Below are 15,267 nucleotides of genomic sequence, written 5' to 3' on the forward strand. Positions count from 1 at the left end.
GGCCAGGTCCCGGGCTCACAGCGTCCGCGGAGCGGGAGCCAGGATCGCGGCCGGGACCGGCACCCAGTCGGTGCCGGTCAGGCGGCCGAACGCCTGATCGCCGAAGTGGAAGGCGAAGCCGACGGTGCGTGCTCGCGCGAGCTCCCCGGCGATGCGCGCGCGTGCGGCGATCACGGCACCCCGGTCCGTGTCGGGTCGCGAGGGCCACTCCGGGTGCGCCACCTGCGCCGGGGTGTGGAACACGTCCCCGAACACGATCACCCGCTCACTTCCTGCGGACACCACGTACGAGGTGTGGCCCGGCGAATGTCCTGGGGTCACCAGCGCGCGTACCCCCGGGAAGACCTCCTCGCCGTCCTCGACCGGGGTGTGGGCCGCGCCCACGAGGGCGAGGAGCTCCGCGGCCGGGGCTCCGGGGACCGTCGCACCGCGGGCGTGCGGGGCCCACTCCGCGGCGGCGACGAGGTACCGGGCCCTCGGGAAGACCTTCTCCGGCGCGAACGCCCAGCCGGTGTGGTCCGCGTGCAGATGGGTGAAGGCGACCGCCTCGACGTCCTGTGGCGCATGCCCGAGCCCGGCGAGCGTCGCCGGGAGCGCTCCGGAGTCGACGAGCCCCACTTGGTCGCCGCACACCCTGATCGGCCCGCGCACCGGCCCCAGACCGGCGTCGATCAGCAGCCGCCTGCCGTCCCGCTCGATCAGCAGGCCGCCCGCCGACATGGCCACGCGGCCCCGCGTGTCCAGGACCTCCGGATGAGCGTCCCAGTAGGTCTCGGGGAAGCCCGGGAAGAAGGCCGAGGGCAGCATTGCCATCGCCCCGTCCACGACATACGTCAGCCGTACGCCGCCCAGGGCGAGGGCGCGGACGGCGGACTGCCGGTTCAGGGCTCCGGTGGGCATGTCCCTCCCGTTCCACGGGTTCGCGGCCCCGCACCGGGCACTCGTACGGGTCCGTCGGCCTCCCGTCATCACATCAGGGCGTCGGCGACCCGGCCACCGGTCGCTGACCGGCGCGATCGGTCACCCGAGTGGCGGCATCGCCGCGACCTTCGGACAGTGAGACGTATGAACCGGCACCGACGTCCGCCCCGGCGGGCCCCGTGGATCGCAGGCGGTGCCGCTGTGCTCGTCCTCGGTGGCGTCGGCGTCTGGGCGCTGGTGGCGCAGGACGACGGCACTCCGCGCCCGAGACCGACGGCCTCGGGTGAGGTCTCCCCGCCCACGGAGCACCCGTCACCGTCCTGGACGCCCACCCCCACGACGCCCAGCGCGGCGCCGTCGACGTCGACGAGCGCCCCTCGGTCGACGCCGTCGACGACGCGACCTCACCCGCCGGCGACGCCGAGCGACGAGCCCCCGCCCACGCCCCGGCGGACGACGGCCGTCCCGTCGCCTCCGCCGACGCCGGAGCCGACCCCGACACGACCACCGCCCCCGAAGCCGTCGACGACGGTGCCGAGGCCCACCTCGCCCGCACCCACGCGCCCGCCGACGACCCTCACGCCCTCCCCCACACCCACGCGCCCGCCGACAACCGTCGCCCCCTCCCCCACGCCCACCCCGCCCCCGTCGACCCTCACCCCCTCCCCGACGCCGCCGACGCCGGCGCCGTCGGCGACGCGGTGGTACACGAGCGCGGCGGCGACGGCCGCTGCCCAGCGCATGGCTGACGCCGGGGTCGTCGGCGACCCCGCCTGCTCGCTGGCGGCCGTGGGCCGGCCGGACCCGGCGCTGCTCCCCCCGGGACTCACCTCGGTGGGAACCGGCCATGCGGGCGCCTACTGGTGCCTGATCTGGTAGCGCGCCTGTCGGGAACACCGCCGGCGAGGCTGTCCCTGCGCGTACCGGTATCCGCGAGATCTGGAACAGGGCACCGCGATGCGGTCAGCTGTGGCCATGGCACATGTACTCGTCACCGGTGGAACCGGTTTCCTCGGCTCCCACACGATCGCGCGACTCCTGACGGCGGGGCACGCCGTCACGACCACCCTCCGCTCGCCGGCGCGCCGGCCCGACGTCGTCCGGATGCTCGGCGAGGCCGGGGCACCGAATCCGGACACCGTCGTCTGCGTGGAGGCGGACCTGACATCCGACGCCGGCTGGGACCGGGCGGTGGCGGGCGCCGACTACGTGCTGCACGTGGCGTCGCCCTTCCCCGCGACCCAGCCGGAGGACGAGGACGAGCTGATCGTCCCGGCGCGTGACGGCGCGCTGCGGGTCCTGCGCGCCGCCCGGGACGCGGGTGTCCGGCGCACCGTGCTCACCTCGTCGTTCGGGGCTGTCGGCTACGGCCACGGCCGCACCGGGCGGGTGTTCACCGAGGCCGACTGGACGAACCCCGACGGCCCGGACGTGTCTGCGTACGTCAGGTCCAAGACGATCGCCGAACGGGCCGCCTGGGACTTCGTCGCCGAGGAGGGCGGTGACATGGAGCTGACCGTGGTGAACCCGGTCGGGATCTTCGGGCCCGCCCTGGGGCGGGACTACTCCGCGTCGATCGGCATCATCCACGGGATGCTGACCGGCGCCATGCCCGTCGCGCCGCACGCGTGGACCAACACCGTCGATGTGCGCGACGCCGCGGACCTGCAGCTGCGCGCCATGACCGCGCCCCGGGCGGCGGGGCAGCGCTATCTCGCGCTGGCCGGCGAGCCGATCTCCTTTCACCGGATCGCGCTCACCCTGCGTGCACGGCTCGGCGAGGCCGCCGCTCAGGCCCCTACGTCCCAGGCGCCTGCCGACCCCGCCTCGCCGCTGGGTGTGGTGCGACGCGCCTCGAACGCCAAGGCCCGCACGGAGCTGGACTGGTCTCCTCGTTCCAACGAGGACGGCGTCGTGGCAAGCGCGGAGAGTCTGGTGCGCCTCGGTCTGGTGAGCGGTTAGCGTCGAGAGCGTGGTGCACGACCCGGCCGACACCTTGGGCGCCTTCCTGCGGGCGCGGCGCGAACGGCTCAGCCCCGAACAGGTGGGGCTGCCCGCCGGCGCCCGGCGCAGGGTGCCCGGACTGCGGCGGGAGGAGGTCGCCCAGCTCGCCGGGATCAGCCCCGAGTACTACCTGCGCCTGGAGCAGGGCCGCAATCTTCGCCCCTCCGACGAGATCCTGGTCTCCCTGGCCGCGGCCCTGCGGCTCGACGAGGACGCGGTTGCCTATCTGCACCGGCTGGCCCACCCCGCACCGACCGCCCGCGGGCGCCGCACTCGCGCCCGCCCGGCCCAGGGCGACCTGCAACCCCTGCTGGACAGCTGGCCGGACACCCCCGCCTACGCCCAGGGTCCCAGCGGGCGCGTCGAGGCGGCGAACCAGCAGGCGGTGCGGTTGTGCCCCTTCTTCGCGGTGGGCAACGACCCGCTGCGCGCCGCCTTCCTGGAACCCGCGATGCGCAGCCTGTATCCGGACTGGGACGACATGACGGCCAAGGCCGTCTCCGGGCTGCGTGCCATGCTCGGCGTCGACGACGCCGATCCCGAGCTGCTGGAGACCATCGGCGAACTCACCCTGGCCAGCGAACGGTTCGGCATGCTGTGGGCCCGCCGTGAGGTGCGCCGCCGCGACACGGGTCTCACCCGGCTCCGGCACCCCGTCGTCGGCGAGCTGGAACTGCGCTACGAGAAGATGCTGCGTCCCCAGGCCCGCCAGCTGATCGTCGTGTACTACGCCGACCCGGGCTCGCCCAGCCAGGAACGCCTGCGCCTGCTCGGCGAGGGCTAGAGCCTGTCTGAAAATTCCCGTCTGCCGGACGGCGCCATGCACGCACTCTCGCCGCAGCGTCCCGACCCGACCGCGAGCAGCCGTCGTCGCAGGGGCCTGTCGCTTCCCGCCCGTCCGGGTTCGGGGCCGTTCACAGGCTCCTGCTCTCGGTGACCTCCTGCTCGGCCTTCTCCACCTTGAAGCGGGCGGCGGGGTCGCCGCCGTCACGCCGTACGGCGCCTCGTACCAGGGCGAGGTAGAAGAGGGCCGGCGCGCAGGGCGTCCAGTTCTCCTTCGGCTGGTCGGCGATGAAGCCGAGCACGGCGGCCGGGGTGGCGGGCACGAACTCGAAGCGGTCGTGTTCCCATTTGTCGGCGATGCCGCGCGTCCAGCGAAGCCGCAGGGTCTCCTCGTCGAGGTCGGGCAGTACGGCGCGGAAGAATCCCGCCCACTGGTGGTTGTCGAGGTCCAGACCGAAGCTGAGCAGTTCGAGGTCGAGTGCGTCGGTGGCATGGACGGCCAGCTCTTCGTGCAGGGCTCGCCGGGCCACGGCGTGCAGGCTGACCGGGCCGCCGTCCTTGGGGAGGTCGTGGTTGCGGGCCAGGCCCTCGTTGGCGGACGAGTTCCACCGTGAGCTGTTCGGGCCGGCCACGTGGGCGCTGCGCCGTGAGAACAGCATCTTGCCGTCCCTGCCGGTCTCGACCGCCACGTTGATGCCGAAGCTGCAGTTCATCCAGGCCGGCGCGTGGGCCGGGTCCTGGCTCTCCAGATACTGCTCCCGCAGTGTCTGGCCGTTCTCCTGGCGACGCTCCAGGTTGAGGGAGGTGGTGAGGAAGTCGTAGTAGTCCGCGTCCTGCAGGGAGAGGGAGACGACGGGTTCCTCCGCCAGGTGCGTGCGGGCCACGACGACCCGCTCGACGGCGAAGCGGTCGTTGTTCCAGCGGTGCGGCAGGCCACGGGCCGCCTTGCGCTGCTCCTCCGCCTCGATGGTGTGGCGCCACTCACCGATCTCCGCCGGGAACTCCACCCGCCGCGGGCGGTACTTGACGTGGACGTTCTCCTCCAGGATGGGACGGGTCCCGTCGCCCTCGTAGACGTGACAGCCGGTTTCCCGGCCGAGAACGGTGAACCTGTCCCGATTCATCCTCAACTCCCCCTCCAGTAAGCTCTGTTCTTCAGACAACAGAACCCAGCCCGCAGACACCACCATGATACGGAGCGATGTGGCCACCAACCTGTCGCTCGTCCGGTCCGCTCGGCAGTCCTCGTCGCTGGTGGGCACCGTGGCGGTGTCCGACTACGCGCACCCCGACCGGGGCACGCGGGAGGAACTGAGGCGGCCGCACCTGGCCGACGTCCGCGCGGACTTCACCGCGATCGCCCGCGAACAGCTGGGCTTCGGGGACTGCAGATCCCTCGACGCGTCGGGAGCCGGCCGCCGGCAGCTGTTGGACGGCCTGGAGAACTTCCTGGCGCATGACGCCGAGCGGAAGATCCTCTACTGGACGGGACACGGTTTCCACCGAACGCGTGAGGGCTATTACCTCGCCTGCGCGGACTCCTGGGAGTCCGGCCGGTTCGCTCCGAAGTCCGCTCTCGCCCTGACGGATCTGGTGGACCGTCTCCTGCGTCCCGACTGCGAGAGCCACACCCTCCTCGTCGTGGACGCGTGCTCCTCCCACAGTCATCTCGCCGCCGCGCTGCGCCACGCGCTGGACCTGGAGCGGACCAGCGTGGACAGGGCACGTCAGCACCGGCGGGCCGGCTTCGCCGTCATCGGCACCTCGGGGATCGACGCACAGGTTCCCGAGGGCCGCTGGGTGAAGTGGCTCAAGGAGGCGCTGGCGAAGCCGGACTTCGTGGCGCCGGACCATGCCCGCCCCTTCGATCCCTCGGCCCTCTATCTGCCCCTGCCTTATCTTCGGGACGCCGTCGATGCCGAGGCGGCGGCCTCCGGCTTCGACGAGCCGGCGCAGCGCCCGGGTTGCACGGAGGTCCGCTCGCTGCCCAACAGCTTCCTGCTGAACCCTCACTTCCGGGACGGTGAGCGACGGATCCACACCCCCGCGACCCTGGTGGGGCGCACGCCCTGGGCCGAGGCCGAGCAGTTCGGGCTGGAGAAGGACAGCCATCTCAGCCGTCACTTCGCGGGCAGGCAGCGCGCCCTGGCCCGGATCGTGCGGTGGATGGACACCCACCCCATGGGGCTGCTGGTGGTGACGGGCCTGGCGGGGGCGGGGAAGACCGCGCTGCTGGGCCGCCTCGCCCTGACCTCGGTGCCGGAGTGGCGGGAGACGCTCGGCCCCGAGACCGACCCGTCGACACTGCCGCGCACGGGAACGGTGCACGCCGCGCTGAGTTGCAAGGGCCACTCGGTCCACTCGCTGGTCGCGGGACTGTGGCAGGTCCTGTCGCACTTCGAGGAGATGGAGGCGCTGCCGGACGGGCCGATCACCCCGGAGCGGTGCCACCGGGCGGTCGACGCCCTGGTGTCGAGGGCCGGCTCCGTGAACCTGATCTTCGACGCCCTCGACGAGGCGCTCCCGGACCAGGCCCACGACATCGCCCGGCACCTGCTGAACCCCCTGTCCGGCCTCGCGGGCGTCCGTGTCGTCGTCGGTACCCGGGCACAGCCCCGCAGACGTGGCGCCACGCCCGCCGAGGAGGAGTCGCTGCTCGACACGCTGGACCAGAGCGTGGGTCCCGTGGTCCTCGGGGACGACGAGGAGGCCCGGCGAAGCATCACGGACATGGCGTTGTCGGTCCTCGACGCGGACGGCTCCCCGTATCAGGGGCAGGAGGGGGAGGACGCCCGCGACTGGACCGCGCGGCGCATCGCGGCCGGCAGCCACGGCTCGTTCCTGGTGGCCCGTCTGGCCGCGGCGGAACTCTCCCGACGGCCCCGGGCCGTGACCGAGGAGGAGCTGTCGTCCTGGATGCGGTCGGGCAGCATGGACCTGCACAGGCGCCTCACCGAGGAGGTGGACCACCTCACGGCGCAGCGAGGGGCCGAGCGCGCGCACGAGGTCCTGCGCGCCCTCGCCGTGCTCGAAGGCCCCGGTCTGCCGCCGGGAAGAACGTGGCTGTCGATGGCCAACGCGCTGCGCGACGACGGCAGCGAGGAGATCACCCTCGGCGAACTGCAGCAGGTGTGCCGCAGCGCCGGCGGGGGGATCGTCGCCGCGCAGAGCGGCGCACGCGGGACCGGGGCGGGCTTCGCGACCCATCAACTGGCCCATCCCAGCTACGGCGAGTACTTCCTCACCGGCGCCGGCCTCGACCAACAGGCCGCCCATCGGCGGGTTGTGCACGCCCTGCGGGCCCGGGCGGGTCACGACTGGGGCGAGGCGGACGAGTACACCTCGCACTATCTGGGGGCCCACGCCGCGCAGGCCGGCCCCGAGGAACTCCGGCACCTGTTCCAGGACGTGACGTTCCTGTTGAGGACCGACCCGGACGTCATGCTGCCGCTCGCGGCCACCCTCGCACGGGACTGCGACGAGGCGGCCCTCTACGGTCGGGTCGCGGGCTCCTTCGGCAGGTCGACGTTCCCGCTGCCCGCCCAGGCCCTGCTCTCCCGCAAGGCACTGCTGAGAGCCACCGCTTTCGTCAGCCACCGGGACGGCGCCTACCGGGCGCTGGCGACGGCCGGTTTCCTGCCGTGGCAGGAGTACTGGACCGACCGGAGACCGGACCCCCTGGAGTGGCGTCGTGCCGCTCCCCTGGGCGGGGCCAGGGCTCTGAGCTGGCGCGCCCCCACGGGGGCGGCGGAACTCGTCCCCGGTGACACGCTCGCCGCCGGCGGACGCGGCGAGGTCCTGGTCCTGCACCCGGAGTCGGGCACCCGGCTGCTCACCCGCCGTACCCGCGGCGCGTCGGACGAGCGCGGCAGTGCCCTGACCGAGGTCAGGGAGGTGGGGGCGGGTCCGCACTGGACCACCGTCGCCCGTGACGACCGGGCGGTCTACTTCTGGACCTCCGGATCCCGGCTGCCGGACCACGTCTACCGCTGGGGCGGCGCCGTGCGCGCCCTGGCCGCGGCCGAACGGGCCTCGGAGACGGTCGTCCTCGCGGCGGACGGGCGGCGGATGTGGATGTGGTCCTGGAAGGGCGGGATGCCCAGGGACGGGACCCATCTGACGGACATCCGCGCGATGGACGTCCAGCGGCTCGCCGCACTGCGGCTGGAGTCACGCCTGTTCGTGCTCGCCGCCGGGGGACGCGCCGAGCTCTTCGAGGTCGACCGGGGCGTCAGGGGGGCGGACGGCCTCCTCGACGCGCGGACGGACCTGGGTGAGCTCGACGCGCCGGCCCTGGCGGCCACGGCGATCTCCGGGGCCGGACACGGGTCACCGGCGGGGCAGGCACCGGATGAGGTGCGGCAGGGCTGGATCGCGGTCGCCGACGGACACCATGTGCGCGTCTGGCGTTGCGAGACGGATCCGGCGGCACCCCTTTCGCCGCCCTCCGTGCGGCTGGTCCAGCAACTCCGGTCCCCGGCCCGGGGGCTCGCGTTCGGCCGCCACGGCGACGATCTGCTGGTCGCCGGGTATGAAGAGGTCGCCGTCCGCGTCTGGGTCGTCGAAGGGGCGCAGCGGCAGGCGGCGTTCCAGCTGGCCGCGCCCCGCGACGGAGCCATGGCCTTCGCACCCGGCGGGCAGGGGCTGCTCGCCGTCGCCGACGGCCCGGACGTCCGCATGCTCGACGTGGCTTCCGCGCTGCGGGCGGGACACGGGACACGACGGCGGCCGAGCAACCAGAGACCGGCGGTCGCCCTGGCCGAGGCGCCCCAAGGGCCGCCGCTCCTGTGCCGCACCTGGGGCCATGACGTCCTGGTGTCCCGGCCGGGCCCGGGATCCGCGGCCGCCGAACCGGTCACGGTGCTCGGCCACCGGAGCCTGGTGACGGCGGTGGGCGCGGTGCGCGCGGCGGGCGGCTGGGTGGTGGTCGCCGCGGCGGAGCGCACCGTACGGATGTGGCGGCTGTCCGAGGACCTGTCCGTCACGGCCCGGCACGATCTCGGGCTGGAGGGCGACGCCGGGGAACGCGTCCCGTCCCTCGGCCTGGTCGTCGACCCCTCTTCGGCGAGGCTGCGGATCTCCGTGCCGGACGGAGGGCGGATCGTCCACGCGGACATGCCGGTCGACGCGTCCAGCGGCTGGCGTGTGGAGAGACCCACATGGGCCGGGCCGCACTGCTGCGGGGTCGACGCGAGGGTCATGCGGGACGGGTCGTACTGGCTGGCCGCCGACCTGAGCGACGAACTGCGGCTGTGGAGGCACGGCGAGGAGCGCCCCGAGGTGGCGCACCCCATCACGTCGGTGCGTCCGGCTCATCTGGCACTGGGGGAACGGTACGACCCGGAGGACGAGGAGTCCTTCCCGGTACTGGCATGGGTGGACGGCGGGGTCTATGTGAAGGACTGCTCGGCCGGCCTCGGCCTGGCTCCGCGGCGTCTTCCGGGCGAGGCCCCGAAGGTGACGTCGCTGGCGTTCGCCGGTTCCGCGGAGCGGCCCGTGCTGCTGGTGTGCGACGAGGGGTCCGCTCCCCGCGCGTGGGACGTGGCGGCCAGGACCTGGTTGCACGAGGGGGGCGTGCCGTGGCGTGGGTACACCGTGCACGCGGTGGACGCGGCCCTGGATCCGTGGGGCCTGGTGGTGGCGCTCCAGGGGAACGACCGATGCGACCTGATCCGGTTGCCACAGGATGTCCTCGCGTCCGGGGACCGGCCCGCGCCCGAGGGCGGCGGGCCCACGAACCGTCCGCCGGACGGGACTTACGCATGACGACGCGTACGCGCGCGTGACGGAGGAGGACGGGTGCAGCACGACCTGGTGGTTTTCGTACCGGGGTTCCTGGGCAGCCGGCTGCGCAAAGACGGCAGGGACGTCTGGGACGAGTGCGGCAACGCCCTGCTCGGTTCGGGGCCTTCCGCGTCGGTCGCCCTGAGCGACCTGGCGCTTCCCGCGGGTCTTGGCGACGAGCTGCCCGACGAGCGTTTCCGGCTGACGGCCGACGAGTTGCTCGCCGTGCCCGACTCCATGCCAGGGCTCCTCTCCTGCATGGGGTATCCCGACATCCGCGCGTCCCTCGGTGATCCGGTCGCGGGCCAGTACGTGTCCTTCCCGTACGACTGGCGGCTGTCGCACCGCCTGGTCGCCGACCGGCTGGACGCACGCGTGCAGCGTGAACTGGCGCGGTGGCGCGAGCAGGTGCACAGGTGGTACCCGGACCGTCCGGACGAGCCGAGGGTCGTCCTCGTCTGCCACTCCACGGGAGGGCTGATCGGGCGCCACTACCTCGAGTGCTCGGGCGGGCGGGAGACCGCGAGGGCGCTGGTCATGCTGGGCACGCCCCAGCAGGGACTGGCCCAGGCCGTGCTGCTCCTGACCGGTCACGCGATCGGCGGCGGGGAGGATCTGGGCGCGGACGCCCGAAGACTGAACGAGGTGCTGCGGGGCTTCGCCCTCACCCTGCCGTCCGTGGCCCAGTTGCTGCCGGTCTACGACGCGGTGCGGGTCGAGGGGAAGAGCCGTCTGCGCACCGTCGCCGACCGCCGCTATCCGGTTCCCGACCTGCCGACGGCTCTGGTCGACGAGGCGGTGTCCTTCCACCGGGGGTTCCAGGAGGCTCGCGAGGCGCATCGTCACACCGACGCCGACGGCCGCCTCCCCTACCAGGTGTACTGCACCGGGAGCACAGCCTTTGCCACGCTGCGCACCGTCGGGCTCTCCTCCGACGGATCGCGTCTGGTCGGTGACGGCGACGCCAGCCTCCTGGCACCCGGCGACGGGACCGTACCGCGCGAGTCGGCCGTCGCGGAGTGGGCCGGCCAGGACGCGGCGGCGATGCTCTGGGGCGACCACCGCAACGGCGACATGGCGAGTGCCGCCGCCGTCGGCGAGACACTGGCGGCCGTCCGCAGGGGCGACCCGGCGGGTGGCATGCTCGCCGGTGACGAACAGATCGCCCTCTACGCCCCCGACGTGGCCCCCGCGGGGCGGCCGTTCGAGGCGTCGGTCGTGGGAGCGGGCCTCCAGGAGCGGAACGTACGGGCGTTCATGTGGCGCGTCGGGCGGCCGGCCAGGCAGCCGGTCGCCCTCACCGCCACGACACCGGACCTGTTCCGGGCGGAACTCCAGGCCGGGCCCGGCAGGTGGGTGGTGGAGGCCGTGGCCGAAGGGCCGAACCGGGCGGACCGCAAGGTCGTCACGCTCGTCGCCCCCTGAACCGCCGGGACCGGACCGGCACGTGACCAGCGAGATGCGCCCGCCGAAGGAGTACGGCCATCACCTCACCATCGGACACCACGGCACCCGGGGCCACGGCCTGGCCGCGATGCGAGCACCACGGCACCGCGGGCCGCTGCCGGGGCCGCCGAACCGCACCGTACGCGGCGTGCCTGGCGCACCTCGACGCCTCCGAGCGGGCCGCGCACCTCGCCGGTGTGGCACCCGGCGCCGACCTGGACCACCGTGGCACCCCTTTCACGCCGACGCTCCTGGCCGAGTTGCTCACCGCCCTGCGGGATCCGGCGACGGGACGGCACCGGGTGGGGCGGGCCGAGTTCGACGAGGCGCACTTCAGCGGCGACGTCCTGTTCGACCAGGTGGACTTCACGGACGTGGCCTCCTTCGGGAAGTCGCGCTTCGCGGCCGGCGTCTGCTTCCGCGGGACCGGGTTCGGGGCGGACGCCCGGTTCGGCGGGACCGAGGTCGCCGACGACGTCTGGTTCGACGGTGTGGAGATGCACGCCGGGGTCTGGCTGCGCGGGGCCACGATCGGTGCCGCGCTGCGTTTCCACGTCGGGGAGGTCGGCGGGCGCGCCGTGTTCGACGGGCTGGCCACGGGCAAGGACGCCGAGTTCACTGGGGTCGAGTTCAAGGAGGTGGCGGGGTTCGTCGGAGTGACCGTCGGGGGTGCGGCCTGGTTCGACGGGGCGACGTTCCGGCAGGACGCCCGGTTCGACGACGCGAGCGTCGCGCGCACGGCCTGGTTCGACGGGGCGCGCTTCGAGCAGGAGGCCTGCTTCGGTGGGGTGACGACGGGGCAGGACGTGTCCTTCGGTGACGCGTCCTTCGGGAAGGGCGCGGCGTTCACCGGGGCGGTGCTCGGAGGCGACGTCGAATTCCACCGTGCCCGCATACGGGGTGACGTCACTTTCCGCAAGGCCACCTTCCTGCGCACGGCACGGCTGGGGCCCCTGGTCTTCCCGGGACTGCTGGACCTGTCCGAGGCGGCGTTCCAGTCCGCGACGACGATCGAGGCGGCGGCGCGGGTCGTGCGCTGCCGGCAGACGAGATGGGGGTCGACGGCGGCGCTTCGCCTCCGTCATGCCGAGGTGGACCTCGGTGACGCCGTCCTGGAATTCCCGGTGAGTGTCGCCGGCCGCTCGCGCCCGTTCGTCGCCGACGACGGTACGGAGCTCGACGAGGACGGTCTCGACGACCCCCGGGTGCGGGTGACCTCGCTCCGGGGCGCCGACGCCGCACATCTGCTGCTCGCCGACGTGGACCTGACCGACTGCCTGTTCGCGGAGACCGTGCACCTGGACCAACTGAAGCTCGAAGGGCGCTGCCCCCTGCGGACGGCCCCGTCGGGGATACGGCGCCACGGGTGGCGTCCGGTGCGCTGGACGCGCCGGCGGACCCTGGCCGAGGAGCAGCACTGGCGCGCCGCCCGCTCCGGTGCGCACGGCTGGACGCCCGCGCCGCCAGGGACGGACGTCCGCACACCGGCGGTGCTGGCGCCGGTGTACCGGCAACTGCGCAAGGCTCTGGAGGACGAGAAGAACGAGCCGGGGGCCGCCGACTTCTACTACGGCGAGATGGAGATGCGGCGCCATGACCCCGAAACACCCCGGGGCGAACGGGTGCTCCTCCTCCTGTACTGGGCGGCCTCCGGGTACGGCCTGCGGGCGACCCGCGCCCTCGGGTGGCTGCTGCTGGCCATGACGGCCACCGTGCTCGCGATGACGCTCTGGGGCGTGCCGGCGCACGACCCCCGGCCGAGGAGCACCGGGCAGGTCACGGGCACCAGCATCACCCTGACCACGCAGAAGGGGGATCCGGTCGCGCCGCGGGGACCGTACGGCCGCCGCCTGTCGGCCGAGCGGTTCGACAAGTCCGTACGGGTGGTCGTCAACTCCGTGGTCTTCCGGTCCTCCGGCCAGGACCTGACGGCCGCCGGCACCTACATCGAGATGACCTCCCGCATCGTCGAACCCGCCCTGCTCGGACTCGCCGCCCTCGCCGTGCGCGGCCGGGTGAAGCGGTAGGGGCTCTTCAGGGACGGATGCGCAGGGTCTTCACCTGGTCCTCGTCGAACTCCTCGAAGTGGAACTTCAGGCCTGTGACGGGGCTTCCCGGGAAGTCCCCCGCGACCGTGCAGGTCACGACCAGGCCGGTGCCGGCCGGTTCGAGGTCGGTGATCGTGTACCGGACGAGGGGGACCTCGGTGCGCCAGGCACGGATGGCGTCGATGCCGGCGTACTCCTTGCCCTCGTCCTCGACGAGCGCGTCGTCGGCGAACAGGGCGAAGTACGCCTCGGTGTCCGGTGCGGGAGCGAGTGCGAAGTAGCGCCGGATGATCCGGGGCGCGGTGGCCGTCATGATGGCTCTCTTCTTCGGGTGGACATTGCTCTCATGACCCTATGAAGATCGTTGTGGATGATCCATGACCGAGAACGCCGATTTTTTGTCCGTCCGTCTTTGCTTCCGGTGTGATCGGTACGATCGGAGCATGGACGTCGTCAGTGACGCGGTCTCCGTCATCCGTACCGGCAGGCCGCACGCCGCGCGCACCCGCCGCTCGGCGCCGTGGGGGCTGCGTTTCCCGGCCGGCCGAGAGGTCGGCTTCCATGTCGTCCTCCAGGGCAGGTGCTGGCTCCTGTCCGAGGGGCGGGAGCCGGTGCCGCTGGGGGCCGGAGACGTCGTGCTGGTGCCGCACGGCCAGGAGATGGCCCTCGCCGACTCGCCCGGCAGGGACCTCGTCGACGTCGCACCCGACATGGACGACACATGGGTGAGGCCGCCCGGCACGGCGGATGCCGTCGGCGACCTCACTCTCCTGATGTGCGGCTCGTACCAGCTCGACCGGGCGGGCGCGCACCCGTTGCTCGCCGAGCTCCCCGCGTTCATGCACCTGCCCCGGCGGGTGGGAAGCCGTGGGGCGCTCCACGCGGTCGTCGACCTGCTCGGGGACGAGCTCGACCGGCGCAGACCCGGGACCGACGCGGCGATTCCCGCGCTGCTCGACACGATGCTGCTGTACATCCTGCGCGCCTGGTACCAGGACCACGCCCCGCGGGAGACGGGAGGCTGGGCCGCGGCGCTCGCCGACCCGACGATCGGGTCGGCGCTGCAGGACATGCACGCCGAGCCCGCGGCCGCCTGGACGGTCGAGGGGCTGAGCCGTCGGGCAGGTGTGTCGCGGTCCGCGTTCGCCCGCCGCTTCACCGAACTCGTCGGGCGGCCGCCGATGGCGTACCTGACCTGGTGGCGGATGACGACCGCCGGTCGGATCCTGCGCGACGACGACGCGCCGCTCCAGGCCGTCGCCGAGAGGGTCGGATACCACTCGGAGTTCGCCTTCAACCGCGCCTTCAAGCGGGAGTTCGGCGTGAGCCCCGGCGCCTACCGGCGGCCGGACACCGGCCGTCGGGCCACCGCGCCGCCCGCTTGAGACCCCACTCGTGGCGTCCGGGCGGCTCAGATGGTCTTGGCCTGGCCCCCGTCGATGAGGAACTCCGTGCCGGTGACGTTGCCCGCGACGGGTGACGCGAGGAAGAGGACCAGGTCGGCGACTTCCTGCGGCTCGGTGACGCGGCCGGTCGAGATGCCCATGGTCCGGGGTGCCACCACGTCGATGGCCTCCTGCGGGGTGGTACCCGCGGAGGCCGCCATGACCTCGGCGAAGCCGCCCGGCGCGGTCCAGAAGGGGGTGCGGACCGGGCCGGGGGCGACGGCGTTGACGCGCACACCGCGCGGTGCGAACTCCTCGGACAGCGCCTTGGTCAGGTTCGTCAGTGCCGCCTTCGCCGCGGAGTAGTCCACGACCATGGGGTAGGGCAGCCGGGCGTTGATGGAGCTGATGTTCACGATGGCGGCGTCCCCCGCTTCCAGCAGGTGGGGCAGGGCCGCGCGGCTGGCCCGTACGGCGCTGAAGAAGGTGACGTCGAAGACGCGTTGCCACTCGCCGTCGTCCACCTCCAGGAAGCCGCCCCGGGAGTCGGTCGCGCCGAGGTTGTTGACGAGGATGTCCAGCCTGCCGTGTGCGTCGACGGCATACCGCACGAGGGCGTCCGCCCCGTCCGGCGTCGCGAGGTCGACGGGCACGAACGTGACGTCGTACTTGTCACCGAGCGCGGTGAGTTCGGGCGTGGCACTTCGGCTGCCGGCGACCACGCGGACGCCCTCGCGTCCCAGCGCCTCGACGGTCGCCAGCCCGATGCCCTTGCCGGCTCCGGTGACGACGGCGACCTTGCCCTTGAGGTGGAGCTCCATGAATGACCTTTTTCTGGATTGGTTGATACACAATGAAGGTAGGCACAGCTCAGGACCGACGCCACCGGGGCGCCA

12 protein-coding genes are annotated in these 15,267 nt (G+C 73.1%); 7 read left to right on the forward strand and 5 right to left on the reverse strand.

From position 1 onward, the window contains the following. Positions 1-15 precede the first annotated feature (15 nt). Both ACZ7LV_RS17140 and ACZ7LV_RS17145 read right to left on the reverse strand, forming a co-directional pair. Positions 16-900, reverse strand: a complete 885-nt coding sequence (locus ACZ7LV_RS17140; RefSeq protein WP_471940122.1) for an MBL fold metallo-hydrolase — start codon at positions 898-900, stop codon at positions 16-18. Between the two features lie 425 nt (positions 901-1,325). Beyond that, positions 1,326-1,664, reverse strand: coding sequence for a hypothetical protein (locus tag ACZ7LV_RS17145; protein ID WP_471940124.1), 339 nt, complete (start codon positions 1,662-1,664; stop codon positions 1,326-1,328). On the opposite strand from ACZ7LV_RS17145, the gene ACZ7LV_RS17150 reads away from it, so the two are divergent. The 3 genes from ACZ7LV_RS17150 (at position 1,663) to ACZ7LV_RS17160 (ending at position 3,709) form a co-directional block, all read left to right on the forward strand. Then, positions 1,663-1,800, forward strand: a complete 138-nt coding sequence (locus ACZ7LV_RS17150; protein ID WP_471940126.1) for a hypothetical protein — start codon at positions 1,663-1,665, stop codon at positions 1,798-1,800. The two genes, ACZ7LV_RS17145 and ACZ7LV_RS17150, sit on opposite strands and share 2 nt — an antisense overlap. A 96-nt stretch (positions 1,801-1,896) precedes the next feature. Beyond that, the gene (locus tag ACZ7LV_RS17155) at positions 1,897-2,883 is read left to right on the forward strand and encodes an SDR family oxidoreductase (protein WP_471940128.1); all 987 of its coding nucleotides are present in this window, start codon (positions 1,897-1,899) and stop codon (positions 2,881-2,883) included. A gap of 10 nt (positions 2,884-2,893) precedes the next feature. Then, positions 2,894-3,709, forward strand: a complete 816-nt coding sequence (locus ACZ7LV_RS17160) for a helix-turn-helix transcriptional regulator (RefSeq protein ID WP_471940130.1) — start codon at positions 2,894-2,896, stop codon at positions 3,707-3,709. A 130-nt stretch (positions 3,710-3,839) separates the two neighbouring features. On the opposite strand, the gene ACZ7LV_RS17165 is transcribed toward ACZ7LV_RS17160, so the two are convergent. After that, on the reverse strand, positions 3,840-4,832 hold the full coding sequence (locus ACZ7LV_RS17165; RefSeq protein ID WP_471940132.1) for a translation initiation factor 2: 993 nt from the start codon (positions 4,830-4,832) through the stop codon (positions 3,840-3,842). A gap of 79 nt (positions 4,833-4,911) precedes the next feature. On the opposite strand from ACZ7LV_RS17165, the gene ACZ7LV_RS17170 reads away from it, so the two are divergent. From ACZ7LV_RS17170 to ACZ7LV_RS17180, 3 genes are all read left to right on the forward strand, one after another. Continuing rightward, positions 4,912-9,474 (forward strand): peptidase C14 caspase catalytic subunit p20, encoded by a 4,563-nt coding sequence (locus tag ACZ7LV_RS17170; RefSeq protein WP_471940134.1) that lies wholly within the window; start codon positions 4,912-4,914, stop codon positions 9,472-9,474. A 33-nt stretch (positions 9,475-9,507) separates the two neighbouring features. Continuing rightward, complete coding sequence (locus tag ACZ7LV_RS17175; protein WP_471940136.1) at positions 9,508-10,917, forward strand: esterase/lipase family protein; 1,410 nt, start codon at positions 9,508-9,510, stop codon at positions 10,915-10,917. Positions 10,918-11,135: 218 nt separating this feature from the next. Further along, complete coding sequence (locus tag ACZ7LV_RS17180; RefSeq protein WP_471940138.1) at positions 11,136-12,965, forward strand: pentapeptide repeat-containing protein; 1,830 nt, start codon at positions 11,136-11,138, stop codon at positions 12,963-12,965. A gap of 7 nt (positions 12,966-12,972) precedes the next feature. Here ACZ7LV_RS17180 and ACZ7LV_RS17185 read toward each other — a convergent pair whose 3' ends face one another. After that, positions 12,973-13,299, reverse strand: a complete 327-nt coding sequence (locus ACZ7LV_RS17185) for a nuclear transport factor 2 family protein (protein ID WP_471940140.1) — start codon at positions 13,297-13,299, stop codon at positions 12,973-12,975. 130 nt (positions 13,300-13,429) lie between these two features. On the opposite strand from ACZ7LV_RS17185, the gene ACZ7LV_RS17190 reads away from it, so the two are divergent. Beyond that, the gene (locus tag ACZ7LV_RS17190; RefSeq protein WP_471940141.1) at positions 13,430-14,371 is read left to right on the forward strand and encodes an AraC family transcriptional regulator; all 942 of its coding nucleotides are present in this window, start codon (positions 13,430-13,432) and stop codon (positions 14,369-14,371) included. Between the two features lie 26 nt (positions 14,372-14,397). Here ACZ7LV_RS17190 and ACZ7LV_RS17195 read toward each other — a convergent pair whose 3' ends face one another. Continuing rightward, positions 14,398-15,192, reverse strand: a complete 795-nt coding sequence (locus ACZ7LV_RS17195; RefSeq protein WP_471940143.1) for an SDR family NAD(P)-dependent oxidoreductase — start codon at positions 15,190-15,192, stop codon at positions 14,398-14,400. Between the last annotated feature and the right edge of the window lie 75 nt (positions 15,193-15,267).

The sequence above is a fragment of the Streptomyces sp. NPDC107562 genome (assembly GCF_055657325.1).